Origin of the sequence: Streptomyces sp. NPDC001194 (genome assembly GCF_042896985.1) — a bacterium.
Lineage (GTDB): Bacteria > Actinomycetota > Actinomycetes > Streptomycetales > Streptomycetaceae > Streptomyces.
Window position 1 is genome coordinate 325,240 of the sequence record NZ_JBIAXU010000001.1, and the last position, 25,045, is coordinate 350,284.

Below are 25,045 nucleotides of genomic sequence, written 5' to 3' on the forward strand. Positions count from 1 at the left end.
GTCTCGTTTTCACAACATCACCTCATGGCGAAAACCCGAAATCCGGACAAACAGATAGGAGACAGACACGTGCGAAACGGACTGTTAGTTCATCTTCCGGAGTGTCACGGTCGGTATACGGACACCGTGGACACTGGAACGCAACAATCCGGTTGACAAACGCCAACAACCCCTCCCCCACGGAACCGTGGTGAAGGGGTTGCGGACGGAACGTCGGCCCGGCCGGGCCGACTTGCCGTTACTTCGCGGACTTGGCGCGCGACGCGGTGCGCGAGCGCTCCTTCTGGTCCAGGACGACCTTGCGGATGCGGACGGCCTCCGGGGTGACCTCGACGCACTCGTCGTCGCGGCAGAACTCCAGGGACTGCTCCAGGGAGAGCTTGCGCGGCGGGATCACGTTCTCCGTGTTGTCCGCCGAAGCCGCACGCATGTTCGTGAGCTTCTTCTCCTTGGTGATGTTCACGTCCATGTCGTCGGAGCGCGAGTTCTCGCCGACGATCATGCCCTCGTACACCTCGGTGCCGGGGTCGGTGAACAGGACGCCGCGCTCCTGCAGGTTGATCATCGCGAACGGCGTGACCGAACCGGCGCGGTCGGCGACCAGGGAGCCGTTGTTACGGGTGACCAGCTGGCCGAACCACGGCTCGTGGCCCTCGTGGATCGAGTGGGCGATACCCGTACCGCGGGTGTTGGTCAGGAACTCCGTGCGGAAGCCGATGAGGCCGCGGGACGGGACGACGAACTCCATGCGGACCCAGCCGGAGCCGTGGTTCGACATGTTGTCCATGCGGCCCTTGCGGACGCCCATGAGCTGCGTGACGGCGCCCATGTGCTCCTCGGGCACGTCGATGGTCATGCGCTCGACCGGCTCGTGGGTCTTGCCGTCGATCTCCTGCGTGACGACCTGCGGCTTGCCGATGGTCAGCTCGAAGCCCTCGCGGCGCATCTGCTCGACCAGGATGGCGAGCGCGAGCTCACCGCGGCCCTGGACCTCCCAGGCGTCCGGGCGCTCGGTGTCGAGCACGCGGAGGGAGACGTTGCCGATGAGCTCGCGGTCGAGGCGGTCCTTGACCTGGCGGGCGGTGACCTTGCGGTCCTTGACCGCGGACTTGGCGTCCGCGCCCTTGCCGCTGCCGCCGCGGCCGACCATCGGGGAGGTGTTCGTACCGATGGTCATGGAGATCGCCGGCTCGTCGACCGAGATCAGCGGGAGCGCGATCGGGTTCTCCGGGTCGGCCAGGGTCTCGCCGATCATGATGTCGGGGATACCGGCGACCGCGCAGATGTCACCCGGGCCCGCCACCTCGGCCGGCTTGCGGGTGAGCGCCTCGGTCATCATCAGCTCGGTGATGCGGACGTTCGACTGGGTGCCGTCACGCTTGATCCAGGTGACGGTCTGGCCCTTGCGCAGCTCGCCCTGCTCGACGCGGAGCAGCGCGATGCGGCCGAGGAAGTTGTCGGCGTCCAGGTTGGTGACGTGGGCCTGCAGGGGCGCCTCGTCGTCGTACACCGGGGCGGGGACGTGCTCCAGGATGGTGGAGAAGAACGGCTCCAGGCTGTCGCTGTCCGCGGGGACGGTGCCGTCCTCCGGCTTGGTCAGCGACGCCACGCCGTCACGGCCGCAGGCGTAGACGATCGGGAACTCGATCTGGTCCTCGTCCGCGTCCAGGTCCAGGAAGAGGTCGTACGTCTCGTTGACGACGTCGTCGATCCGGGAGTCCGGGCGGTCGGTCTTGTTGATGCAGAGGATGACCGGCATCTTCGCCTGCAGGGCCTTGCGCAGGACGAAGCGGGTCTGGGGCAGCGGACCCTCGGAGGCGTCCACCAGCAGGACGACGGCGTCGACCATCGACAGACCGCGCTCGACCTCGCCACCGAAGTCGGCGTGGCCGGGGGTGTCGATGATGTTGATCGTGATCGGGGCCCCGCCGTCCTTGGGGTGGTACTTCACCGCCGTGTTCTTGGCGAGGATCGTGATGCCCTTCTCACGCTCCAGGTCGTTCGAGTCCATCATGCGGTCGTCGAGGTGCTGGTGGGCGGCGAAGGCACCGGCCTGCTTGAGCATGGCATCGACGATGGTCGTCTTGCCATGGTCGACGTGGGCGACGATGGCGACGTTACGGATGTCGTGGCGCGTGGGCACTTCGGCGCTTCTCCCGGGATCGTGGATGGCGGCGCGTACGGTCCGGCACGCGCGCCTCGACCGGGCGGAAAACCTGCCACGGCCTTACCCCATCGTACGTCGCGTGGCGGGAACCGCCCGCCGGGGGGTCTGTCAAGAGGCCGGAAGGCTGAGCAAGGCCGGGTACGGGGTGGGGGGGTCCCGGCCGAGGATGGTGCGGGTATTGCCGCGGGTCAACGGGTATGGAACGACCTTGCCCGCCGGAGTTCCGGCGGGCAAGCGACTTGAGTCACATCTGAGCTTGGGAGCCGAAGCTCAACCTGTCCGGCCCCGTTTTGTCACTTCATCTTCTTCGGTTCTTCCTTCGCGGCCGCCGGCTTCTTCCAGCCGATGTCCTGGAAGCGGGGGGTGCCGAGGCCGAAGGCGCCGGCGTTGGCCAGGTTCGGCTTGACGGCCACCAGCTCGGGGCGCTGATAGAGCGGGATGGACCCGGCCGCGGCCCAGATCCGGGCGTCCGCCTTGCGCATCAGGTCGCGCGAGGCCTCCTCGTCGAGCTCGCCGAGCGCCTGGTCGAAGAGCTGGTCGATGTGGTCGGTGCCGACGCGGGTGTAGTTCTGTTCGACGAGGAGCGAGCCGTCGGCGGCCGGCTCCGGCTTGGCGAAGATGGGACGGGCGTCGGTGGCCGGGTAGGCCGTCGCGGGCCAGGAGTAGAGCGCCAGGTCGTACTGGCCCGAGGCCACGTGGTCCTTGAAGAAGCTCTCGTCGGCGACCTTGGTCACCTCGGTGTTCACACCGACCTTCTTGAGCATCTGGGCGATCCGCTCGCCGACCGAGCGCAGGGCCTCCGAGCCGGGGCCGGCCGGGAGGACGAAGCGCAGGTTGAGGGCCTTGCCGTCCTTGGCGAGCATGTTCCCGGAGGTACGGGTCTGCTTGGCCGGGGCCGGCGCCGGGGAGGCGCTGGCGGCCTTGCCGGGACCGGGCGCCTCGCCGTCGCGGGCGGGGCCGCGCTTGGCGTCGTCCCGGGCGTCTCCTTCGGCGGCCTCGGCCTCCTGGTCGGACGGGTCGATCCGCTCGCCCCGCTTGCCCTGGGGAGACGTTTCCGCACCCGTCTTGATCGCGGACTTCACCACCGGGAGCCCCCGGTCCAGCCCGTCCCCGTTGCTCCCGTCGGTCTCGCCCACGATGTACAGGCCGTCGTTGCCGGTGCCCGGGCCCGACGGGGTCTTCGAGTCGTCCTGGCCCTCCTCCGACTCCGGGCCGGCCTTCGCGCCGGCCGGCTCGGTGATCTTGCCGCCCCGGCGCCAGCCCGCGTCCGCGAGCAGGGCCTGGGCCGCCTGGAGGTCCTTGCCGCCGAGCGCGTCGCTGTTGTCGGCGTACGCCCGCTGCCCGGCCAGCGCCACGTGGCTGCCGACCGGCTTCGCCGGCAGGCCCAGGGGCTTCAGTACGATCTCGGCCAATTCCTTGCGGTCCAGGGCCCGGGCCACCGCCCGCCGGACCCGCTCGTCCGCCAGCGGGCCGGAGGCCCCGTTCATGGCGAGCTGCGTGTAGGCCGGCTCCAGGGACTTGCGGACCGTGAAGGTCCGCAGGGCCGACTGCTCGTCCGCGTACTTCGCGGCCGCCTCGGCGTTCTGCGCCCGCGTCTCGCGCTCCGTGGCCGCCTTGCCCTCGTCGGAGCCGTACGCGTGCGCCCACGAGAGCGTGGCCTGCGCCGGGGTCACCGCCGCGTCGGGGCCCTGCGCCGGGGCCCCGCCCGTGCCCGGGCCGTGCGCCGCGTCCCGGTGGGCCAGCGCGATCCGGTCGGCGCCCGCGCGGTCGACCTCCGCCAGGTCCACCTTGCCGGCGGCCAGCGCCGCCGGGCGCTGGGCCCGCGGCACGGCGGTCAGCACCAGCGAGTCCAGCTTGGCCGGCCGGCCCCACCAGCGGGCGTTTCGGGTCAGCGCGGCGGTGCCGGCCTTCTTGTCCATGGCCCCGAGGTTGAACGGACCGGCGGTGACCTTGATGGTGCCGCGGGCGCCCTCGTTGAAGGCGTCCGGGGTGCCGGTGACCTGCTTGGGATAGAGCGGGGAGAAGAGGGAGCGCCAGTCGGTGTACGGCTTGGCGAAGGTGACCTTGACCTCCAGGTCGGTCTTGCCGCGCTCGATCTTCTCGATCCGGTCGTACCCGGCGTTGCGGGCCGTCCAGTACGCCGAGTCCTTGCCGTTCAGGGCCCGCCACTGCGCCACGAAGTCGGCGGCGCCGATCTCGCGGCCGTCGCTCCACACCGCCTGCTGGTTCAGCTTGTACAGGACGACCTGCTTGGGCTCCCGCTCGACGACCTCGGCCTTCTCCAGGTAGTCCGGGTTGGCGACCGGCCGGCCCTTCTCGTCCAGGACGAACAGCTGCGGCAGCACGGCCCCGGCGATCCGGTTGGTGGTGGCGTCCGCGTCGGCCTGGAAGGTGTTCAGGGTGTCCGGGAGGGAGTCCACGGCCCAGCGCAGCACTCCGCCGTCGGCGACCTTGTCGCGGGCCGTCGCCGCGATGTCCTGTCCGGCGGCCACCGGGCCGCCCTCGTCGTCACCAGAGCCGCAGCCCGCGAGCAGCGGCAGTGCGAGGACTCCCGAGGTCAGCAGCGCCAAGGACCTGCGCCTTCTCTGGGACATGGGTGGTACCTCCGGGGCGGGGCGCGAAAGGGGCAGCTTGATCACGTTTGGCGGTATATGGAGCTGATCACACTGGGTGCCGCAACACACTGAAATCCACAGCTCGCCGCACCTCCCGCAGCCGACCCTCGCCACGCCGCGAACCCCACCCGTGCGGACCAATCCGGCTTGCACCGCTGACGGCCGTTCGCTCGTAAGGGGGACCGAACCGGGAGCGGGGAGGGCGCACGGATCGCGCCTGCGCGCCCGCAATCGCTGCACGTCCCTTCACAACCGGGGACGGGAGGCGCGACACTCGCAGGCGCACATGAGCGTTGCCACCGCAACCAGCGGAAGTGAGGGCAAGTCATGTCCCTGCAGGACGATTTGACGGCCGTACGGCGCAATCTGAACGAGCTGGTCCGCTCGGTGGAACGGCTGGAGCGGGACGTCGAGGACGCGGCCCGGCAGGCTCCGGCCACCCCGCGGGCCCCACGGCAGGAGGGGATGGTCCTGGTCCCGGACACCCCGTACGACAGCTCGCTGTGGAAGGACGCCGACGACGAGGGTCTCGGCGCCCGCGACCGACGGGCGCCCTGAGACCCGGCCCGGCGGGCGCAGCCGCGCACCCGGGCCCCCGTGCAGCACCCGCACCCCCGCGCCACCCCAGCGCCCCGCCCCGCCCGGCCGTCCGCGGCCGGGCCCCGTGGGGCACCCCTCATCACTCCACCCGGAGTCCCCTTTGGCCACAGGCACGGAACCACCCCGGCAGCTGACCGGCGTCCACGACGCCTCCCGGGCCGCCATCGCCGCCCGGCACCTGCGCACCGACCGGTGGTGGCTGGCCCCCGCCGTCACCGCGGCCGGGCTGCTCGCCTTCATCGTCTACTCGACGTGGCGGGCCTTCGCCAACGCCGACTACTACGCGGCCCCGTACGTCTCCCCGTTCTACTCCCCGTGTCTCGCGGAGAACTGCCGGGAGATGCGCGGCGGCCCGAACCTCGACCTGTTCGGCAGCTGGTGGGGCCTGTCCCCCGCGCTGCTGATCCTGGTCTTCCCGCTCGGCTTCCGGCTGACCTGCTACTACTACCGCAAGGCGTACTACCGGGGCTTCTGGGCCTCGCCGCCCGCCTGCGCCGTCGCCGAGCCGCACGCGAAGTACACCGGCGAGACCCGCTTCCCGCTGATCCTCCAGAACATCCACCGGTACTTCTTCTACGCGGCGCTGCCGGTCGCCGGCATCCTCACCTACGACACGGTGCTGACCTTCCGCGATGACCGGTACGCGTGGGGCCACATGGGCCTCGGGACGCTGCTGTTCCTCGTCAACATCGCGCTGATCTGGGCCTACACGCTCTCCTGCCACTCCTGCCGGCACATCATGGGCGGCCGCCTGCGCCACTTCTCCAAGCACCCGGTGCGCTACCGGCTGTGGGGCTGGGTCAGTCGGCTCAACACCCGTCACATGCAGCTCGCGTGGGCCTCCCTGATCAGCGTGGCCCTGTGCGATTTCTACGTGTACCTGCTGGCCAGCGGCACCTTCACCGATCCGAGGTTCTTCTGAGATGGCTCAAGTCGACCGGCAGCAGTGGGACGTGGTCGTGGTCGGCGCGGGCGGCGCCGGGCTGCGGGCCGCGATCGAGGCCCGCGAGCGGGGCAGGCGTACGGCCGTGATCTGCAAGTCCCTGTTCGGCAAGGCCCATACGGTGATGGCGGAGGGCGGGATCGCCGCCTCCATGGGCAACGTCAACGGGGGCGACAACTGGCAGGTGCACTTCCGCGACACCATGCGCGGGGGCAAGTTCCTGAACCAGTGGCGGATGGCGGAACTCCACGCGAAGGAGGCCCCGGACCGGGTCTGGGAGCTGGAGACCTGGGGGGCGCTGTTCGACCGCACCCCGGACGGGAGGATCTCCCAGCGCAACTTCGGCGGGCACGAGTACCCGCGCCTCGCTCACGTGGGCGACCGGACCGGCCTGGAGCTGATCCGCACCCTCCAGCAGAAGATCGTCCAGCTCCAGCAGGAGGACTTCAAGGAGTTCGGGGACTACGAGGCCCGGCTCAAGGTCTTCCAGGAGTGCACGGTCACCAGGGTGCTGAAGGATCGCGGTCCGAACGGCGGGGAGAGGGTCTCGGGGGCCTTCTGCTACGAGCGCGAGTCCGGCCGGTTCTTCGTCCTGGAGGCCCCGGCCGTGGTCCTGGCCACGGGCGGGATCGGCAAGTCCTTCAAGACCACCTCCAATTCCTGGGAGTACACCGGCGACGGCCACGCGCTGGCCCTGCTCGCCGGGGCGCCCCTGTTGAACATGGAGTTCGTGCAGTTCCACCCGACCGGCATGGTCTGGCCGCCCTCGGTCAAGGGCATCCTCGTCACCGAGTCGGTGCGCGGCGACGGCGGGGTGCTGCGCAACAGCGAGGGCAAGCGGTTCATGTTCGACTACGTCCCGGACGTCTTCAAGGAGAAGTACGCGGAGTCCGAGGAGGAGGGCGACCGCTGGTACGAGGACCCCGACCACAACCGGCGCCCGCCCGAGCTGCTCCCCCGCGACGAGGTGGCCCGGGCCATCAATTCCGAGGTCAAGGCCGGCCGCGGCTCCCCGCACGGCGGGGTGTTCCTCGACGTGTCCACCCGGATGCCGGCCGAGCGGATCAAACGGCGGCTGCCCTCCATGTACCACCAGTTCAAGGAGCTGGCGGACGTGGACATCACCGCCGAGCCGATGGAGGTCGGCCCGACCTGCCACTACGTGATGGGCGGGATCGCGGTGGACTCCGACACCGCCGCGACCGTGGGCGTCCCCGGCCTGTTCGCGGCGGGTGAGGTCGCGGGCGGCATGCACGGCTCGAACCGGCTGGGCGGGAACTCCCTCTCCGACCTGCTGGTGTTCGGCCGGCGGGCCGGGCTGCACGCGGCGGAGTACGCCGAGGGCCTCGCCGGCGCACCGCCCGCGGTCTCCCAGGCGGAGATCGACGCGGCCGCGACGGAGGCGCTGGCACCGTTCCACGCCGCCGAGGGCGCGGAGAACCCGTACACGCTCCACCAGGAGCTCCAGACGACCATGAACGACCTGGTCGGGATCATCCGCCGCGAGGGCGAGATGGCCGAGGCCCTGGAGAAGCTGGCGGGTCTGCGCGTACGGGCGGCCCGGGCCGGGGTCGAGGGGCACCGCCAGTTCAACCCGGGCTGGCACCTCGCCCTGGACCTGCGGAACATGCTGCTGGTCAGCGAGTGCGTGGCCCGCGCGGCCCTGGAGCGCACCGAGAGCCGCGGCGGGCACACCCGGGAGGACTGCCCGTCGATGGAGCGCGCCTGGCGTCCGGTGAACCTGCTGTGCCGTCCGGTGGAGCCGGCGCCCGAGGACCCCGCAGCCGACCGGATCGTCCTCGTCCGCACCCGTACCGAACCCGTCCGCCCCGACCTGCTCGCGCTCTTCGAGAAGGAAGAGCTGGTCAAGTACCTCGCCGAAGAGGAGCTGTACGAATGAGTACGTACGACGCGAGCTTCCGGATCTGGCGGGGCGACGCGGAGGGCGGATCCCTCAGGGACTTCACCGTCGAGGTGCACGACGGCGAGGTGGTCCTGGACATCGTCCACCGGCTGCAGGCCACGCAGGCCTCGGACCTCGCGGTGCGCTGGAACTGCAAGGCGGGCAAGTGCGGCTCGTGCAGTGCCGAGATCAACGGCCGGCCGCGGCTGATGTGCATGACCCGCATGTCCACCTTCGAGCGGTCCGAGACGATCACGGTCACGCCGCTGCGCGCCTTCCCGGTGGTCCGCGACCTGGTGACGGACGTGTCCTTCAACTACGAGAAGGCGCGCGAGGTCCCGGCCTTCGTGCCGCCGCAGGGGGTGGCCGCGGGCGAGTACCGGATGCAGCAGGTGGACGTGGAGCGCTCGCAGGAGTTCAGGAAGTGCATCGAGTGCTTCCTGTGCCAGGACACCTGCCACGTGGTGCGCGACCACGAGGAGAACAAGCCCGCCTTCGCCGGTCCCCGCTTCCTGATGCGGGTCGCGGAGCTGGACATGCACCCCCTGGACGCGGCGGACGAGGCGGGCCTGGACCGCAAGCGCACCGCCCAGGAGGAGCACGGGCTCGGCTACTGCAACATCACCAAGTGCTGTACGGAGGTCTGCCCCGAGGGCATCAAGATCACCGACAACGCGCTGATCCCGCTGAAGGAGCGGGCGGTGGACCGCAAGTACGACCCGCTGGTGTGGCTGGGCGCCAAGATCCGCAGGCGTGCCGGTCTGTAGCACCCCCGGCCGTTCACTCGGCAGGACACAATGCCCCCTGGGAAAACGTCGCATGACGTGATGTCAGGGGGCTCTGCGGTGCGGGTGGGGGATGAACTGGCCGGCCGGTACCGGCTGGAGCAGCGGCTCGGCCAGGGCGGCATGGGCGAGGTGTGGCGCGGGCACGACCTGCTGCTGGACCGGTCCGTGGCGGTCAAGGTGCTGCTGGAGGCGGTCACGAACGACGAGGTGGTCGCGCGGTTCAGACGCGAGGCCACGATCGGGGCGCGGCTCCAGCACCCCGGGATCACCGTGGTGCACGACGTGGGACAGCAGGACGGCCGGCTGTTCATCGTCATGGAGCTCCTGTCCGGAGAGGACCTGGCCACGGTGCTGGCGCGGGACGGCGGGCTCGCCGTGGACCTCGCGGTGGACCTGGCCGCGCAGACGGCGCAGGCGCTGGCCGTCGCACACGGACAGGCGGTGGTCCACCGGGACCTGAAGCCGGGCAACCTGTTCCTGCTGCCGGGTGCGCGGATCAAGATATGCGACTTCGGGATCGCGCACTCCGCGGACGCGACCGCGGGCTGGACGGTGACGGGGCGGATCATCGGCACCCCCGCGTACATGGCGCCGGAGCAGTGGCGGGGCGAGCGGGTGGGTGCCCGGAGCGATCTGTACGCGCTGGGGTGCGTGCTGTACGCGCTGGTGAGCGGGGCGCCGCCGTTCGGGCAGGCCGAGTCCCCGTACGTGCTGATGCACCGGCACGTCGCCGAGGCGCCGGTCCCGCTGCGCGAGGCGGGGGCGCCGGTCCCGGTGGAGCTGGACCGGCTGGTGCTGGCCCTGCTGGCGAAGGACCCGGCGGACCGGCCGGAGTCGGCGGAGGCCGTGGGCAAGGCCCTCCGGGGGATGTACGGCGATGGCGGGGCCAGGGTCGACGCCGAGGGCGGGGCCGGGGTCGAGGCCGGGGCCGAGCGGGGGTCGGGTACGGGCCCGGAGGGCCGGGACGGCGCAACGCCGCGACCAGACCCGGGGGACGGGGCCGGCCGGGCGCCGGGAGCCCGGCCGGAGGCCGGCGCCGGGCAGGCGCCCGGACCAGGGCCCGAGGCCGGTCCGGAGCAGGTGCACGGGACCGGCGCGGGGGCCGGTCGGGCTCCGGGGCCCGTTTCCGGCTCCGGCGCCGGGCCGGCCGCCGAGCGGGTGGGCGCCGCCGCGACGGGCGCGGGCGTGGCCTGCGGAGTGCGGGAGTTGGTACGGGGGCTGCTCGGCGAGGCGGAGGACGCCCTGCGGCAGCTGCGCGGCGCCGACGACGCCCGCGTCGAGGTGCTGGCCGTCGCCGCGGACGCCGCGGCCCGCTTCGACGCGGAGCTCGCGGCCTCGCTGCTCGCCGAAGCCGAGACCGCGGCATGGACGGACGGCGGGGGCGACGGGGCCCGCGTGGCCCGGCTGCTGACGGCGCTGGCCCGGGCCACCGCCCCGCACGCCCCGGCGCGGGCCCGGCGGCTGCTGACCGACGCGCAGCAGGCGCTGTTCACGGTCTCCGGCTCCCGGCGGGAAGCTCCGCTGCGCGCGCTGGCGGAGGAACTGGTCAAGGTGGCCCCCGAGCAGGCCTCCCAGATCGCCGGGTACCACCTCGGCGGACGCCCCGCGCCGGGCGGGCTCCGCGCCCGGATCGAGGCGGCCCTCGTGGCGGCGCGGCCCGAGGAGGCCGAGCACCGGCTGTCCCTGATCCGGGACCCGGGACAGCGCGCGGCGGCCACGTACGACACGGTGCTGGCCGTCGCCCCGCGGGACCTGGAGACGGCCCTGCGCCTGAGCGGGCGGATCGGCTCCGCCGGGGCCCGCCTGCTGGCGCTGTGCCAGGTGGCCGAGGACCGGGCCGGGGCCGGGGATCCGGCGGGCGGGGCCCGCGCGCTGGAGCAGGCCGAGGCGGCGCTGCCCGAGGTGCTGCGGGAGCGGGCCGCGTGGCTGCGCGAGGAGGCGGCCGGGCAGGACGTGAGCGGCCGGCTCGGCCAGGTCGAGGCGGAGCGTCTGCGCACGCTGGCCGGCGCCCTGCTGCGCGACAGCCCGGAGACGGCCGGCGACGACAAGGCCGGCCATGCCCTGGCCTCCCTCGCGGCGGCCCGCGAGCGGGTGGCCCGGGCCGCCGCGCCGGCGCTCGACCCGGCACGGGCCCGCGAACGCGCCGCGGCGGCCCGCGCCCTGCCCGGGCCGGCCGACCGGGCCCGGGCGCTGGCGCTGGTCGCCCGGGACTGCGTGGCCGGGGCCGGTACGCCCTGGCTGTCCGGGCCGGCGGCCGGCACCGGGAGCCCGCCGCCGGCCGGGGCCACGGCGCTCGCCGAGCCCCTCGCGGCGCCCCGGCCGGCGGCAGGCGGCGACCTCCGCTGGCGGCAGGGGGTCCGCCCGGACGCCCTGTACCGGGCCGGGGACGCCCTGGTGTGGCGGTCGGGCGCCGAGGTGGGCTGCGTACGGGCCGAAGCGGGCGCGGTCCGCTGGACGGCGTACGCCGACGAGGGCGCGGCCGCGCCGCCGCTGCCCGGGGCCGGGCGGGACGTACGGGTGTACTGCGTGGCCGACGCCGCCACGGTGTACGTCGTCGTGGAGCGGACCGGCGAGCCGGGGATGCGGATCGTGGCGCGGGAGCCGCGCGACGGTCGGGTGCGCTGGTGGCGGGACCTGCCGCGGGACGGGCTGCTGCGCAACGCCGGGCCGGTGCTCGTGCACGACGCGCGGGGCGAGCTGACCGTACTGCGCGCGACGACGGGCGAGGTGGAGTGGCGGCGCTCCCTGCCGCCCGCCACCCGGTCCCTGGCGGCGGAGGGGGACTGCCTGGTCCTCGCGGACGCCGGGCGGGTCCAGGCCCTGCACCTGCCGTCCGGGCGGCGGCTGTGGTCCCGGCTGCGGGGCCCGGAGACCGCCCACCGCACGTCCGGCGACTCGCCTGCGGTCCACGTGCTGGACGGCGGGCACCTGCGCGCCTTGGACCGCGCCACCGGGCGGGAGCTGTGGCGGTTCGCCCCGGGCGCCCCGGCGCCGCGGCTGCTGGTCGAGCGCGGGGCGGTGTACGTGACGGCGTACCGCCCGGGCCAGGGGGACCTGGTGTGCTCGCTCGACGCGCGGTCGGGGGCGCTGCGCTGGCAGCGGGCGCTGACCCGGCGGGACTCGGCGCCGCGCGCGATCGAACTGCTGGGCCTGCGCCCGGGCGGGCTGTACGTCCAGGTGCCCGAAGGGGGCCGGCGCGGCCTCCTGAACCGCTCCGCCGAGCCCTTCGTCGCCGTCCTGGACCCTGCCACCGGCAAACAGCGCCGCCGGTGGGAGCCGCCGGCATCCGGTCCGGGGGAGGTCCTGCTGACCGGCGACCACCTGGTCCTCGCCCGCCCGGAACTGTCGGCGTACGCACTCCCGTAGGGGCGCCGTCCGCTCCGGGTGCGGCTGGGTGGAAGGGCCCATACCCTCCCAAATGTGATGCCGCCCAGGAGCAGGTCGAAGCGACGCACCACCGCCGGGATAACCGTACGGGCCGGGCTCGTCCTGGCCGCCGCTCTGCTGGGGCTCGGCGGCTGGGGGGTGGCCGGGGCGCCGGCCGCCCGGGCCGAGGATCCCGTCACGCTGTCACAGCAGGGGCAGATCACCGACCGCGTGGGCGCCCTCGGCGACCGGACGGCCGCCGTCACCGCCGCGCTGGAGCGGCTGTACGCGGGCCACCGGATCCAGCTCTTCGTGACGTACGTGCACGATTTCTCCGGGCGTTCCGCGCAGAGCTGGGCGGACGCCACCGCCCAGAAGAACGGCCTCGGCCAGGACGACGTGCTGCTGGCGGTGGCGACCGGGGCCCGCCAGTACGCCTATTCGGCCGATGTCGACTCCGGTTTCACGCAGGCGCAGCTCGCGGACGTCGCCCGTACCGCCATCGAGCCCGCGCTGCGGCAGAACGACTGGGCGGGGGCCGCGATCGGCGCCGCCGACGGGTACGGGGCCGTGCTCGACGGCAAGCCCGTACCCGTGCCGGCCGTCACCCCCGGCGTCGCGAACCCCGGAGGCGGCCCGGACGAGGGCGGCGGGGCCGGGGACTACGTGCTCCCGGTGGTGGTCGTCGGCGCGGCGGGGGCCCTCGGGGTGTACGCGTACAGCCGCCGCAAGCGCAAGGGCGGCGGCGGGGGCGCGGGCTCCGGCACCACGGGGTGGGGCGGTCAGCCCGCGACCACGACCGCGCTCCCGCTGCCCGAACTGGACTCCAAGGCCAAGTCCCTGCTGGTCGAGACCGACGACGCGATCCGCACCAGCAGCGAGGAGCTCGGCTTCGCCTCCGCCCAGTTCGGCGACGAGGCGGTGGGCACCTTCACCGCGGCCGTGGCCTTCGCCCAGAGCGAGCTGACGGCCGCGTTCCGGCTGCGCCAGCAGCTCGACGACGCGTACCCGGAGGACGATCCGACGCGGAGGCGGATGCTGGACGAGATCGTGGCCCGCTGCACCGAGGCGAACCGGCGCCTCGACGCCGAGTCGGCCGACTTCGACCGGCTGCGGGACCTGGAGAAGAACGCCCCGCAGGCGCTCGCCACGGTGGAGGCGCACTTCCGCGCGCTGACGGGCCGTACGACGACGGCCGAGGCGACACTGACCGCGCTGACCGGGCGCTACGCGGACTCGGCGGCCGCGCCGGTGGCCTCCAACGCCGAACAGGCCAAGGACCGGCTGCTGTTCGCGACGACCAGCCTCGGCGAGGCCCGGGCGGCGATCGACGGGGGCGACAACGGGAAGGCGGCCGTGCACGTACGGGCCGCCGAGGGCGCGGTGGACCAGGCGGCCACGCTCGTCGACGCGGTGGAGCGGCGGGCGCAGGAGCTGGCGGAGGCGGCCGGGAAGCTGCCCGGGGCGCTCACGGAGACGGACACCGACCTCGCCGATGCGCGCGGCCTGCTGACCGGTACCGCGGAAGGGGCCTCGACGGCGGACCTGCGCGGCCGGATCGGCCGGGCGGAGGCGGTCCTGGCCGGCGTACGGCGGGAGCAGGCGGCCGGCCGGTACGACCCGATCGACGCCCTGCGCCGGGTGGAGGAGGCCGACGCCGTCCTCGACGAGGCGCTGGCCGGGGCGCGGGAGCGGGAGACGGGCCGGCAGCGGGCGGCCGCCCTGCTGGACCAGGCGATGCTCTCGGCGCGCAGCGCGATCGGGGCGGCGACGGACTACGTCACCACGAGCCGGGGCGCGGTCGGCAGCCAGGCCCGGACCCGGCTGGCGGAGGCGCGGCGGAGGCTGGAGCGGTCGCAGGCGCTGGCGGGCTCGGACCCGGCGGGCGCGCTGGCCGAGGCGCAGCAGGCGGACGGGCTGGCGCGGCAGGCCCAGGAGCTGGCGGAGCAGGACGTACGGGCGTACGAGAACCCGTACGGCGGGCAGCGGCAGCAGCGCGGGGGCATGGGCGGCGCGGTCCTCGGCGGGATCATCCTCGGCGAGATCCTGGGCGGCGGCCGGGGCCGGGGCGGAGGCGGGGGCTTCGGAGGGGGCTTCGGGAGCGGCGGCTTCGGCGGCGGGGGACCCGGCCCGGGCTCGTTCGGCGGCGGGGGCACCCGCGGCCGCATGGGCGGCGGCGGCCGTTTCTGACCCACTCTTCACCACCCCGTGGAAAGGGCACCGATGAGCAAGCAGACCATCCTCGGCCGCGTCACCCAGCTCGCGAGGGCCAACATCAACGCGCTGCTGGACCAGGCGGAGGACCCGCAGAAGATGCTGGACCAGCTGATCCGCGACTACACGAACAACATCGCGGAGGCGCAGGAGGCCGTCGCCACGACGATCGGCAACCTGCGGATGCTGGAGGCGGACCACAGGGAGGACGTGGAGGCGGCCGCGGAGTGGGGCGGCAAGGCGCTGGCGGCGAGCCGGAAGGCGGACGAGCTGCGGGCGTCGGGGACGGCGGGCGACGCCGAGAACGCCGACAAGTTCGACAACCTGGCGAAGGTCGCGCTGGGCCGCCAGCTGCGTTCGGAGAAGGAGGCGAAGACGGCGGAGCCGACGATCGCCGCCCAGACGGAGGTCGTGGACAAGCTCAAGTCCGGGCTGGACTCGATGAGGAACAAGCTGACGGAGCTGACGGCCAAGCGCGACGAGCTGGTGGCCCGGGCCAAGACCGCGCAGGCGCAGAACACGATGATGGACGCGGTGAAGAACATCGACGTCATGGACCCGACGAGCGACATCGCCCGCTTCGAGGACAAGGTCCGCCGGGAGGAGGCCCGGGCGCTCGGCAAGCAGGAGCTGGCGGCCTCGTCCCTGGACGCCCAGTTCGAGGCCCTGGACGACCTGGACACGTCCTCGGAGATCGATGCCCGGCTGGCGGCGCTCAAGTCCCGCAAGGCCGCGTGACGACACCGCCGGGCGGGGTCCGGTGGCGGCCGCCCCGGACCCCGCCCGGCGGCCCTCAGCCGTACATGCTCAGCAGCTGCTCCGCCGACAGCTCCGTCACCGGCTCCGAACCGCCGCCCGGCAGCGGGAGTTCGAACCACACCGTCTTCCCCCGGTGGGTCCGCCGCGTGCCCCAGCCCGCCGACAGCATGCCGACCAGCTGGAGGCCGCGCCCGCCCTCGTCGGTGTCCCGGGCACGGCGGCGGCGCGGCTGCACCAGATTGCCGTCCCAGACCTCGCAGACGAGGGTGCGGTCGAGGAGCAGGCGCAGCCGGATCTCGCCCTCGCCGTACCGGAGGGCGTTCGTCACCAGCTCGCTGACCAGCAGTTCGGTGGTGTCGAGCAGTCCCTCGAGCCCCCACGCCGGCAGCTTCGCCCGCGCCAGTTCCCGCGCCCGGCCCACCGAGCGGGCCTCACGCGGCAGCTGCCAGTCCCCGACGGCGTCGATCGGCAGCCCCTGCACCCGTGCCATCAGCAGCGCGATGTCGTCCTCTCCGTGCCGGGTGTTCAGCGTGTTCAGCACGTGGTCGCAGACGTCCTCCAGCGGCCGCACCGGGTCGGCGAGCGCGTCCCGCAGTCCGCGCAGCCCCTCCTCCAGCGGGTGGTCGCGGGATTCGACCAGCCCGTCCGTGTAGAGGGCCAGCAGGGCGCCCTCGGGGAGGTCGACCTCCACCTCCTCGAACGGCTCCCCGCCCACCCCGAGCGGCATCCCGGGCGGCACCTCCAGCAGCAGCGCGGGCCGCGGCGGGGCGCCCGGTTCGGCCGGCTCCACCAGAACCGGCGGCATGTGGCCGGCGTTGGCGATGGTGCAGCGCCGGGTCACCGGGTCGTACACGGCGTACACGCAGGTCGCGAGGTACACCTCCGAGCGGTCGGCGTCCCGCGAGTGCAGGGCCGCCCGGGAGGCCTGCTGGGCGCCGCCGGGTGCGCCGAGCCCGCGGGCGATCTCGTCGAGCGCGGTCAGCACCTCCGCCGGCTCCAGGTCCAGCAGCGCCAGGGTCCGTACGGCGGTGCGCAGTTCGCCCATCGCGACGGCGGCCCGCAGCCCCCGGCCCATCACGTCGCCGACGACGAGCGCCGTGCGGTGCCCCGGCAGCTCGATGACGTCGAACCAGTCCCCGCCGACCTCGGTGGCCGCGTTCCCCGGCAGGTACCGGCAGGCGATGTCCAGGCCGGCCGCCTCGGGGTCCCCGGGCGGCAGCAGGCTGCGCTGGAGTATGAGCGCCCGTTCGTGCTCGCGCCGGTAGAGGCGGGCGTTGTCGATGCAGACGGCGGCGCGGGCGGCGAGCTCGACGGCCACCGCCCGGTCCCGTTCCCCGAAGGGCTCGCTGCCCTTCGTACGGGAGAACTGGGCGAGCCCGACCACCGTGTCGTGCGCGACCATCGGCACGACGAGCGTGGACTGGACGAGGTCGTCCGGTCCGCCGCCCTCGATCAGCCGGGGCCGGGCGGTCCGCAGGGCCAGCGCCCCCGGCGAGGCCGCCGGATAGCGGTGGACCTCCCCCACGGAGACGGCCGCGCCCGGGTCGGACAGCGGACCGTCCGAGACGGCCGAGGCGAAGGCGACCCGCCGCAGCGGCGGGGAGGGCGCCCGTCCGGGGCCCCGCCCGTGCGGCAGCGGGGGCACACCGGGTCCGTGCGGCCGGGCGGGCCTGTCGTCGTCGCCGAGCAGCAGCCCCTGGTAGAGGTCGACGGCGGCGAGGTCGCAGAAGCCCGGGACGGTCACGTCCAGCAGTTCGCGGGCTGTGGTCTCCAGATCGAGGGAGTTCCCGATGCGGTGTCCGGCCTCGTTGAGCAGGGCGAGGTTGCGCCGGACCCCGGCGGCCTCGCGCGCGGCGAGGTGGCGGCGGGTGACGTCGGTTCCCAGGCCGGCGACGCCGATGGGGCGGCCGGTGCCGCCGTGGACGCGGTAGAGGTTGATGGACCAGTGGCGGTGGTCCCGGCTGCCGGGGGCGGCGCCGGTGATCCGGAGATCGGTGACGGAGTCTCCGGTCTCCAGGACCCGCCGCAGGGCCTCGGTCATCCGGTCGGCCTCCTGGGCCGGGAGGTAGTCGTGGACGGTGCGGCCGCGGTGTTCCTCGACGGCACCGCCGAAAACGGTCGCGAAACGGCGGTTGGCCCGCTGCACGGTGAGGTCCGTGCCGAAGAGCAGGAAGCCGAAAGGAGATTGGCCGAATATGGCCTGCGAAGCGGCAAGGTCGGATTCGATGCGGCGCAGCGCGCGTACGTCGACGACGACGCACAGCGCGGCCCGCTCGGCGGTCTCGGTCTGGGTGGGCATCACGTAGATCTCGGCCACGCCGTGGGCGCCGTCCCCGCCGGGGATGCGGAAGGGGACGAGGCCGGTCCATTCCTTGCCGTCGAGGATCTCGGCCATTCTGCGGTGGCCGTCGGCGCGCAGCTCCGGCGGCATGAAGGCGTCCACCGGGTCACGGCCCACGGCCTCCCCGGCGGTCAGCCCGAACAGCTCCTCGGCGCGCAGGCTCCACTGGTCGACGAGCCCGTCGGGTCCGATGGAAAAGGACGCGACCTTTATGTAGTCATATATCGAGCCAGGCGGGCTGCTGTGCCACAGGGAGTCGTGCCATGTCTCCCCGGGCACACGGGCCTGATGTGCCTGCGCAGGTATCTCGCTCACGCGACCGTCCCCTCCAGCTCACCGCAACCGGACCGGCCATGACCGAAGTATTCAGCACCACGGCCCCGCACGGCACGGCGTTCACGATCACAAAAAGGTCCCGACTATTTCGAGCCATGCCGTGTGATCGTCGGCCATCCGTCACCTTGTTACTCACCAGGAAGTGCCAACTCGAACCACACGGTCTTGCCCGATTTCCCGTGGCGGGTTCCCCAGCGCTGCGCCGAGACGGCGACCAGATGAAGCCCCCTCCCGCCCTCGTCGTCCGGCGTCGCCACCCGTTCGCGGGGCGGATCCGGAAGCGGATCGGAAACCTCCACCAACAGCGCGGCAGCCCCCGCGGGGCTCCCGCTGGCCGGATTCTGCCGCACCAGCCGGACCCCGATGGGGCCGGAGGCGTACCGCAGCGAATTGGTGACCAACTCGCTGACCAGCAGGACGGTGACATCGCCGACGGAGTCGAGGCCCCAGGAACTCAGCGTGCCGCGTACGGCGTGACGGGCGGTGCGGACGGCGCCGGGCTCTGCGGGGAAGGCCCACTCGGCGCATTCACCGTCTGTGTCGATCACGCCGATCACTTCCCGGGCCGGCAACGGCCCCAGTCCGATTCCGCAGGGACAGAGCCACGAGGGGCAGTACACGATAGGGACTAATAGCGACATACCCGATATTCGAGGCGTCGTACCACCCGATCCTTCACGCACCGGCGCACTGTGGCGCAGACGGCCCAGCGCACGCGCGTCACGCGCCCCCGTGCGACCTGGTGTGCCGTTCACGGCGCTCGTCGCGCCCGTCGCGCCCGTCCCGCCGGGCCGCCCCGGGCGACCCCTCCGCCCGGCCGCGACCGTCGCGCAGCCGGCGGCCGGCTTCGGCGACGGCCGGCCGGTCCTGGTCGAGCCAGTCCACGGAGTCCAGCTCGTCCGGCCCGAGCCAGCGCAGCTCGTCGTGGTCCTCCAGCGGCGCGGGTTCCCCGGACAGGAGCCGCGCGGTCCACACGTGCAGGACGAGCCCGGGCTTCAGCGGCCACTCCCCCGGGATCCGCTCCAGCGGCTCGGTCTCCACACCGAGCTCCTCGCGCAGTTCGCGCACGAGCGCCTCGGGCACGGACTCGCCGGGCTCGGCCTTGCCGCCGGGCAGCTCCCAGCGTCCGGCCAGCTCGGGGGGTGCGCTGCGGCGGGCGGCCAGCAGGCGGCCCTCATGACAAAGGGCTCCGCCCACGACCACGCGTACCGTCATGGGCGGAGCCTATGCCACCGTGCGGACGCTCAGTTCGTCGTGGCGGTCTGACCGACCCGCTCGACCCAGTACAGCTGCTTGTGGCCCCTGTCTTCGAGGCTGTCGACGACCTTCTGGGCCTCGGACCGGGTGGGGTAGCGGCCCACCCGGTAGCGGTTGCCGTTGTCGTCCTGACGTATGACCAGCCATGGGAGCAGGGCACCGCTGTCGTTCATCGCGTTTCACCCTCCGCCGATGTACCTGCCCGGGAAACCGCATTGCGCATATGCCGGAGCCTACGCCCGACCTTTACGGAGCGGATACGGTTTTTTACGAAGAGGTACCTCACAGGCGTACGCATCCGGCCATGCGTACGAGAGCGCCGTGCGCGCCGGTGCGAACCGGGGCGCACCGCGGGGCGAACCGCACGGTCAACGGGCACGGGACGCGGGCGAGTCCGGCCGCGCGGCGGGCGCGGGGCGCGGGCGGACTTCGGCGCAGGGGGCGCGCGCCGCGAAGAAGACGAGGACCGGCGCGGCGGGAACGATCACCATCGCGCCGAAACCCGCCGGGTCCATGACGCCCCGTCACACGAAGGCGCTCCCCGGGGACACCTCACCCGGGGAGCGCCGCTCGGCAGGACACCCCCTAAGGGCGTGTCCGCGAAGTCCCGACCGCCCTCCGGGCGGCCGGCGCCACTTCGCGGACACCCCCTAGCGGACCGGCAGGTGGTAGGAGAGGCGGTAGCGGTCCGCCGGGACGACGACGTCCGCGGTCTCGACCGCCAGCCCGGAGGCGAAGTAGGTCCGGCCGATCACCAGGACCACGTGGCCCGGGACCCCGCCCAGCAGCATGTTCTCCTCCGCCAGGCCCGGCCTGGCCCCGACCTCCTCCACCACGTTGTCCACGACCACGTCGATGGCGGCCATCCGGTCCACGACCCCCGAGCCGCCGAGCGGCCCCTCCTCCGGGAGCATCACCGGGGTCCGGCCCGTGACCGCGAGCGGCTCCCAGGAGGTCGACAGCATCATCGCCTCGCCCGCGTCGCGGAACACGTACCGCGTCCGCATCACCCGCTCGCCCGGCTCGATGCCGAGCCGTTTGGCGATCTCCGCCGGCGCGGCCGCCTGTTCACTGCTGGATTCCCACGTGCCGCGCGCACCCGCCTCGGCCTGCTCCTGCCGGAACGGCGTCGACGCCCCGCCCGTGCGGTACCCGGAGCGGGCGACCCGCCTGGGCACGGGCTGCTCCCGCACGTACGTACCCGACCCGGAACGGCCCTCGACCAGCCCCTCCGCCATGAGGACCTTGCGCGCCTCCAGCGCCACGGTGTCGGAGACCCCGTACTCCTCGCGGATCCGGGCCTGCGAGGGGAGCCGGGCGTGCGGGGGCAGGGACCCATCGACGATCTTCCGTCGCAGATCCCCGGCGACGCGCAGATAGGCCGGCTGCTCACCGAAAGTCACTGGCCACTCCCATCAGCTTGACAGACAGCTACACCCTGGCAACCGACGGTTGTGCATCGCAAGCAAGGGCCAGAGTTTCACCCGAAGTGATGAAGCCAGGTCACTGAAACCAGTTACCGCGCGTTACATCGCGCTATCCTCGACGGCCGAGTCTTCCGGGTCGCCGTCCGAGCCGTCGGACTCCCCCGCCAGCCATTCCGGCACCGTCATCGAAAGCCCGTACGCCCCGCGCAGCACCCTCTCCGTCTCCACGGATTCCGCGGCAGCGGCCTCGTCCCAGGCCGTCTGGAAGTCCGCCGGCTTCGTCGCCCGCGCCGCCCGCTGCCACCCCGCGCGCGCCGCCTCGACCCCCTTGAGCTGCGCCCCGGCCGGCCCGGCCAGCTCCGGCCGCTCCCGCACCCCGTCCAGCAGCCCCGCCTCCACGCCCAGCGCCCGGTCCACCGCGGCGGCCCACTCCCGGTAGCGCGGCAGCGCCTCGTCGATCTCCTCCTCCGGCTGGCCGCCCAGCGCGAGGTCGGCCTCGTTCATCACGCGCAGGAAGGCCACCTGCTCCGGCGTCAGCATCGTGGCGTCCCTGCGCAGGCTGCCGCGGTGCTCCTGCTCCGCCGTGCCGATGACGCAGAGCAGCCGGCGGTCGCCGCCGCCCCAGGACTCGTGCGTGGGCACGAAGTAGAACATCTCCGCGTACGGGGGCAGCGCCCACGTGTCCATCGCGTACGCGTCCTGCGCCTTCCAGCACGCGTCCACGGCGGTCCGCCTCAGCTCGGGCGTGCCGGGGAAGGCACCGCCCGCGAGCCGGGTCGAGGAGGTGACCTCCCCCTCGTGCGGCCCGGCGCACGCGGTCTTGTAGATGAACGGGCGCTCGGCGAGCAGGTCCCCGCCGGGGACGTTGAAGCAGTCACCCCTGCGCATCTCGTCCATGGCGGTCAACTCGCCCTCGACGTCCTCGTACTGCTCGACCGTGTCCAGCCGCTCGAAGAGTCGCCCGCCCACCCGGTCCGCGACGAGGACCAGGGCCAGGGTCATCGCGAGCGACACCACCAGTCCCGCGATCGCGAGCCCCTTGCCCCGCTCCCCCTTCCGGGCGATCTGGACGAGGGCCACGACGGCGAAGACGACGCCGAGCGGCGGCAGGCACACCAGCCCCACCAGCAGCGACGCGAGCGCGAAGCCGTTCAGCGCCGGCTCCGCGTAAGCCTGCTGCGCGGGCCGGGGGAGCCAGTGGGGCGGCGGCGGGGTGCTCACGGGGCGGGGGCTCCATCACGGGAGGTGCACGAACGAATGCGCGAAATAGTACGCAGCGGGGGCGACCGCCGTAACGGTCGCCCCCGCGATCTCCGTGCGTCACACGTGCCTCACACGCGCCTCGGACACGCCTCGGACGTGCCCCGGGCGTGCCTCAGAACTGCAGCGCCCAGGAGTCGATCTTCCCGGTGTCGACGTTGGCGTTGTCGTTCACGCGGAGCTTCCACACCCCGTTGGCGACCTCCGAAGAAGCGTTGACGGTGTACGTCTTGACGATGTTGTCCGCGCTGCCGCCGCTGCGGTTGTGCAGGTTGTAGACCGAGCCGTCGGGGGCGACCAGGTCGACCTTCAGGTCACCGATGTACGTGTGCTTGATGTCGACCGAGACGCTCAGCGCCGCCGGCGCGTTGCCCGCGACCCCGCTGACGGTGACCGGCGACTCGACCGTCGCGTTGTCGTTGACCGCGTAGTCGGCGGTGTTCTCGAAGCGCTTGCCCGGGTTCGGCGGGGTGGTGCCGCCGCCGACGTAGAGCAGGCGGTTCGGGGAGCCGGAGCCGGGACCGGTCACCACGTTCGGCGTGGCCGCCGCCACCAGGCCGTCGCGGACCTGCGCCGGGGTGCTCGCCGGGTTCTGGGAGAGGTACAGCGCCGCCGCGCCCACGACGTGCGGCGTGGCCATCGAGGTGCCCGAGATGGTGTTGGTGGCGGTGTCGCCGGTGCCCCACGAGGAGGTGATGGAGGAGCCGGGGGCGAAGATGTCGAGGATGGAGCCGTAGTTGGAGTAGCCGGCCTTGGCGTCGGTGCTCGTGGTGGCGCCGACCGTGATGGCCTCGGCGACGCGCGCCGGGGACTTGCTGCTCGCGTCCGTGGACTCGTTGCCCGCGGCGACGCCGTACGTGATGCCGGAGGCTATGGAGTTGCGGACGGCGGTGTCGAGCGCGGAGTCGGCGCCGCCGCCGAGCGACATGTTCGCCACGGCCGGCTTGACGGCGTGCTGGGTCACCCAGTCGATGCCGGCGACGACCTGCTCCGTCGTGCCGGAACCGTTGTTGTCGAGCACGCGGACGCCGACGATCTTGGCCTTCTTGGCCACGCCGTACGAGTTGCCCGCGACCGTGCCGGCGACGTGCGTGCCGTGGCCGTGGCCGTCCTGGGCGGTGTTGTCGTTGTCGATGGCGTCGAAGCCGTAGGAGGCGCGCCCGCCGAACTCGGTGTGGCTGATGCGGACACCGGTGTCGATGATGTACGCGGTGACGCCCTCGCCGGCCTTGTCCGGGTAGGTGTAGCTGTTGTCGAGCGGGAGCGGGTGCTGGTCGATGCGGTCCAGGCCCCAGGACGGCGGGCTGGGCTGGGTGCCCTGGGCGTCGTCGACGGTGAACGTCCGGTTCTGCACGACGGACTTGACCGCCGGGTCGGCGGCGAGCTTCCTGGCCTGCGCCTCGGAGACCTTGACGGAGTAGCCGTTGAGGGCGGCGCTGTACGTGCGGCCGATCGTGGCGCCGTAGCGGCGGGCGACGGCCTTGCCGCTGTCGGCGGTGGACCGGGCGGCCGAGTCCTTCAGGGTCACGATGTAGCTCTCGGCGACCGCGCCGGGGGCCCCGGCGTTCTCGATGACGCCCTGGGGGCCCGCGTCGGCGGCGGAAGCGGGTAACGCGGCGGCCGTGCCCAGCGCGAGGGCGGCGACGGCGATCGCGCTGAGGCCGGCGATCTGCCGGCGGGTGTGACGCATCGCGGACATGTGGGGGGTCCTCCTCGTCGGTGACATGAAGAGCGGCATCCGGCAGCGGACACGTGATGGTCATGCACATGACAACGCTTCGTGTTCTGCCGGCTGCCGCTGCCGAAAGGTTGACGCACCCTCTCGCAATCCCACAAGAGGTCAACGAACGCTTAACATCCGTGCCATACAACGGCCATGAAAGAGCAAAGGCGCTCCGCACATGACGCACGCACTGCCCGGCTACGTCTGCCCCGAAGACGCCACGCGCGCCGACGCCCGGACGGCCCCGTGGTGCTGCCCGCTGTGCGGCGGACCGTGGGACCTCGACTTCACCCCGGATCCGGCCAGTCCGCTCGAACCGGCCGGCGGGCCCAACTCGCTCTGGCGGTTCGGCTCCGCACTGCCCCTGCCGGGTGCGTTCTCCGTGACGCTGTCGGAGGGGAACACTCCGCTGGTCCCGCTCGCGGAACGCATTCACGCCAAGCTGGACTTCCTGATGCCGACCCTGTCGTTCAAGGACCGGGGCGCCGTGATGCTCGCGGAAGTGGCCCGGCGGCTGGCTCCGGAGCGGGTGGTCGCGGACAGCAGCGGGAACGCGGGGACGTCCGTGGCGGCGTACTGCGCGCGGGCCGGGCTGCGATGTGAAGTTTTCGTGCCCGAGGGCACCTCGGAGAAGAAGACGGAGCAGATGCGGGCGCACGGGGCGGCCGTGCGCGTCGTACCGGGGGGCCGGGAGGCCGCGGCGCTGGCGGCCCGGGAGGCCGCCGACCTCCCCGGGGTCTTCTACGCGAGCCACGTCTTCAACCCGTACTTCCTGCACGGGACGAAGACGTACGTGTACGAGGTGTGGGAGGAGCTCGGCGGCCGGCTCCCCGAGGCCCTCGTCGTCCCCGTCGGCAACGGCACCCTGCTGCTGGGTGCCGCGCTGGCGGTGGAGGAGCTGGCGCGGCGCGGGGTGAAGCCGCCCGCGCTGATCGCGGTCCAGGCGGAGGCGGTGTCCCCGCTGGCCGCGGCCTTCGCGGCGGGCGCCCAGGACGCCGGTCCGGTGGAGCAGCGGCCCACCCTGGCCGAGGGGATCGCGATCGCGGCCCCGCCGCGGGCCCGCCAGATCCTGGCGGCGGTCCGCGCGTCCGGCGGCACCTTCCTGACCGTCCCGGACACGGCCCTGCGCGCGGCCCGGCAGGACCTGGCGCGGCGCGGGCTCTTCGTGGAGCCGACGGCGGCGGCCTGCTGGGCCGCGGTCGGCCCGCTGTCCCCCGCCGACCCCCTGCGGGGCCGCACGGCGGTCCTCCCCCTGTGCGGAGCGGGCCTGAAGTCCGGTCCCGGGTAGGCCGCGGCGCCGCGGCGATCCGGGTACACGTCGGAAAATCGCCAGCCCGAGTCGTGCG

At 73.2% G+C, this 25,045-nt stretch carries 17 protein-coding genes; 8 read left to right on the forward strand and 9 right to left on the reverse strand.

Annotated elements, in window-relative coordinates; translation table 11 throughout:
• Positions 1-238: 238 nt before the first annotated feature.
• A complete protein-coding gene (typA, locus tag ACFY1T_RS01550) occupies positions 239-2,143 on the reverse strand; it encodes a translational GTPase TypA (protein WP_229336657.1) in 1,905 nt (634 codons plus the stop codon).
• A gap of 317 nt (positions 2,144-2,460) precedes the next feature.
• Positions 2,461-4,761: an ABC transporter family substrate-binding protein gene (locus ACFY1T_RS01555; protein WP_390786515.1), complete on the reverse strand. Its 2,301-nt coding sequence runs from the start codon at positions 4,759-4,761 to the stop codon at positions 2,461-2,463.
• Positions 4,762-5,109: 348 nt separating this feature from the next.
• On the opposite strand from ACFY1T_RS01555, the gene ACFY1T_RS01560 reads away from it, so the two are divergent.
• The 7 genes from ACFY1T_RS01560 (at position 5,110) to ACFY1T_RS01590 (ending at position 15,334) form a co-directional block, all read left to right on the forward strand.
• Entirely contained in the window at positions 5,110-5,340 is a 231-nt protein-coding gene (locus tag ACFY1T_RS01560; protein WP_390786516.1) for a hypothetical protein, read from the forward strand.
• Positions 5,341-5,482: 142 nt separating this feature from the next.
• Entirely contained in the window at positions 5,483-6,304 is an 822-nt protein-coding gene (locus ACFY1T_RS01565) for a hypothetical protein (protein WP_390786517.1), read from the forward strand.
• Position 6,305: 1 nt separating this feature from the next.
• Entirely contained in the window at positions 6,306-8,225 is a 1,920-nt protein-coding gene (locus ACFY1T_RS01570) for a fumarate reductase/succinate dehydrogenase flavoprotein subunit (RefSeq protein ID WP_030868435.1), read from the forward strand.
• Complete coding sequence (locus ACFY1T_RS01575; RefSeq protein WP_390786518.1) at positions 8,222-8,995, forward strand: succinate dehydrogenase/fumarate reductase iron-sulfur subunit; 774 nt, start codon at positions 8,222-8,224, stop codon at positions 8,993-8,995. The genes ACFY1T_RS01570 and ACFY1T_RS01575 overlap by 4 nt, the downstream gene beginning before the upstream one ends.
• A gap of 78 nt (positions 8,996-9,073) precedes the next feature.
• Positions 9,074-12,382, forward strand: a complete 3,309-nt coding sequence (locus ACFY1T_RS01580) for a protein kinase (RefSeq protein WP_390786519.1) — start codon at positions 9,074-9,076, stop codon at positions 12,380-12,382.
• 57 nt (positions 12,383-12,439) lie between these two features.
• On the forward strand, positions 12,440-14,572 hold the full coding sequence (locus tag ACFY1T_RS01585) for a TPM domain-containing protein (protein WP_390786940.1): 2,133 nt from the start codon (positions 12,440-12,442) through the stop codon (positions 14,570-14,572).
• A gap of 33 nt (positions 14,573-14,605) precedes the next feature.
• A complete protein-coding gene (locus ACFY1T_RS01590) occupies positions 14,606-15,334 on the forward strand; it encodes a PspA/IM30 family protein (protein WP_390786520.1) in 729 nt (242 codons plus the stop codon).
• A gap of 55 nt (positions 15,335-15,389) precedes the next feature.
• On the opposite strand, the gene ACFY1T_RS01595 is transcribed toward ACFY1T_RS01590, so the two are convergent.
• From ACFY1T_RS01595 to ACFY1T_RS01625, 7 genes are all read right to left on the reverse strand, one after another.
• A complete protein-coding gene (locus tag ACFY1T_RS01595; protein ID WP_390786941.1) occupies positions 15,390-18,002 on the reverse strand; it encodes a SpoIIE family protein phosphatase in 2,613 nt (870 codons plus the stop codon).
• Positions 18,003-18,160: 158 nt separating this feature from the next.
• Positions 18,161-18,589: an ATP-binding protein gene (locus ACFY1T_RS01600; RefSeq protein WP_384705254.1), complete on the reverse strand. Its 429-nt coding sequence runs from the start codon at positions 18,587-18,589 to the stop codon at positions 18,161-18,163.
• A 163-nt stretch (positions 18,590-18,752) separates the two neighbouring features.
• Positions 18,753-19,247, reverse strand: a complete 495-nt coding sequence (locus ACFY1T_RS01605) for a (deoxy)nucleoside triphosphate pyrophosphohydrolase (protein ID WP_390786521.1) — start codon at positions 19,245-19,247, stop codon at positions 18,753-18,755.
• Between the two features lie 29 nt (positions 19,248-19,276).
• A complete protein-coding gene (locus ACFY1T_RS01610; RefSeq protein ID WP_030872969.1) occupies positions 19,277-19,462 on the reverse strand; it encodes an SPOR domain-containing protein in 186 nt (61 codons plus the stop codon).
• Positions 19,463-19,939: 477 nt separating this feature from the next.
• A complete protein-coding gene (locus ACFY1T_RS01615; protein ID WP_390786522.1) occupies positions 19,940-20,692 on the reverse strand; it encodes a GntR family transcriptional regulator in 753 nt (250 codons plus the stop codon).
• 123 nt (positions 20,693-20,815) lie between these two features.
• Positions 20,816-21,937 (reverse strand): DUF4190 domain-containing protein, encoded by a 1,122-nt coding sequence (locus ACFY1T_RS01620; RefSeq protein WP_390786523.1) that lies wholly within the window; start codon positions 21,935-21,937, stop codon positions 20,816-20,818.
• Positions 21,938-22,091: 154 nt separating this feature from the next.
• Positions 22,092-23,675: a S8 family peptidase gene (locus ACFY1T_RS01625; RefSeq protein WP_390786524.1), complete on the reverse strand. Its 1,584-nt coding sequence runs from the start codon at positions 23,673-23,675 to the stop codon at positions 22,092-22,094.
• Between the two features lie 202 nt (positions 23,676-23,877).
• On the opposite strand from ACFY1T_RS01625, the gene ACFY1T_RS01630 reads away from it, so the two are divergent.
• On the forward strand, positions 23,878-24,987 hold the full coding sequence (locus tag ACFY1T_RS01630; RefSeq protein WP_390786525.1) for a threonine synthase: 1,110 nt from the start codon (positions 23,878-23,880) through the stop codon (positions 24,985-24,987).
• The last annotated feature ends 58 nt before the right edge of the window (positions 24,988-25,045 follow it).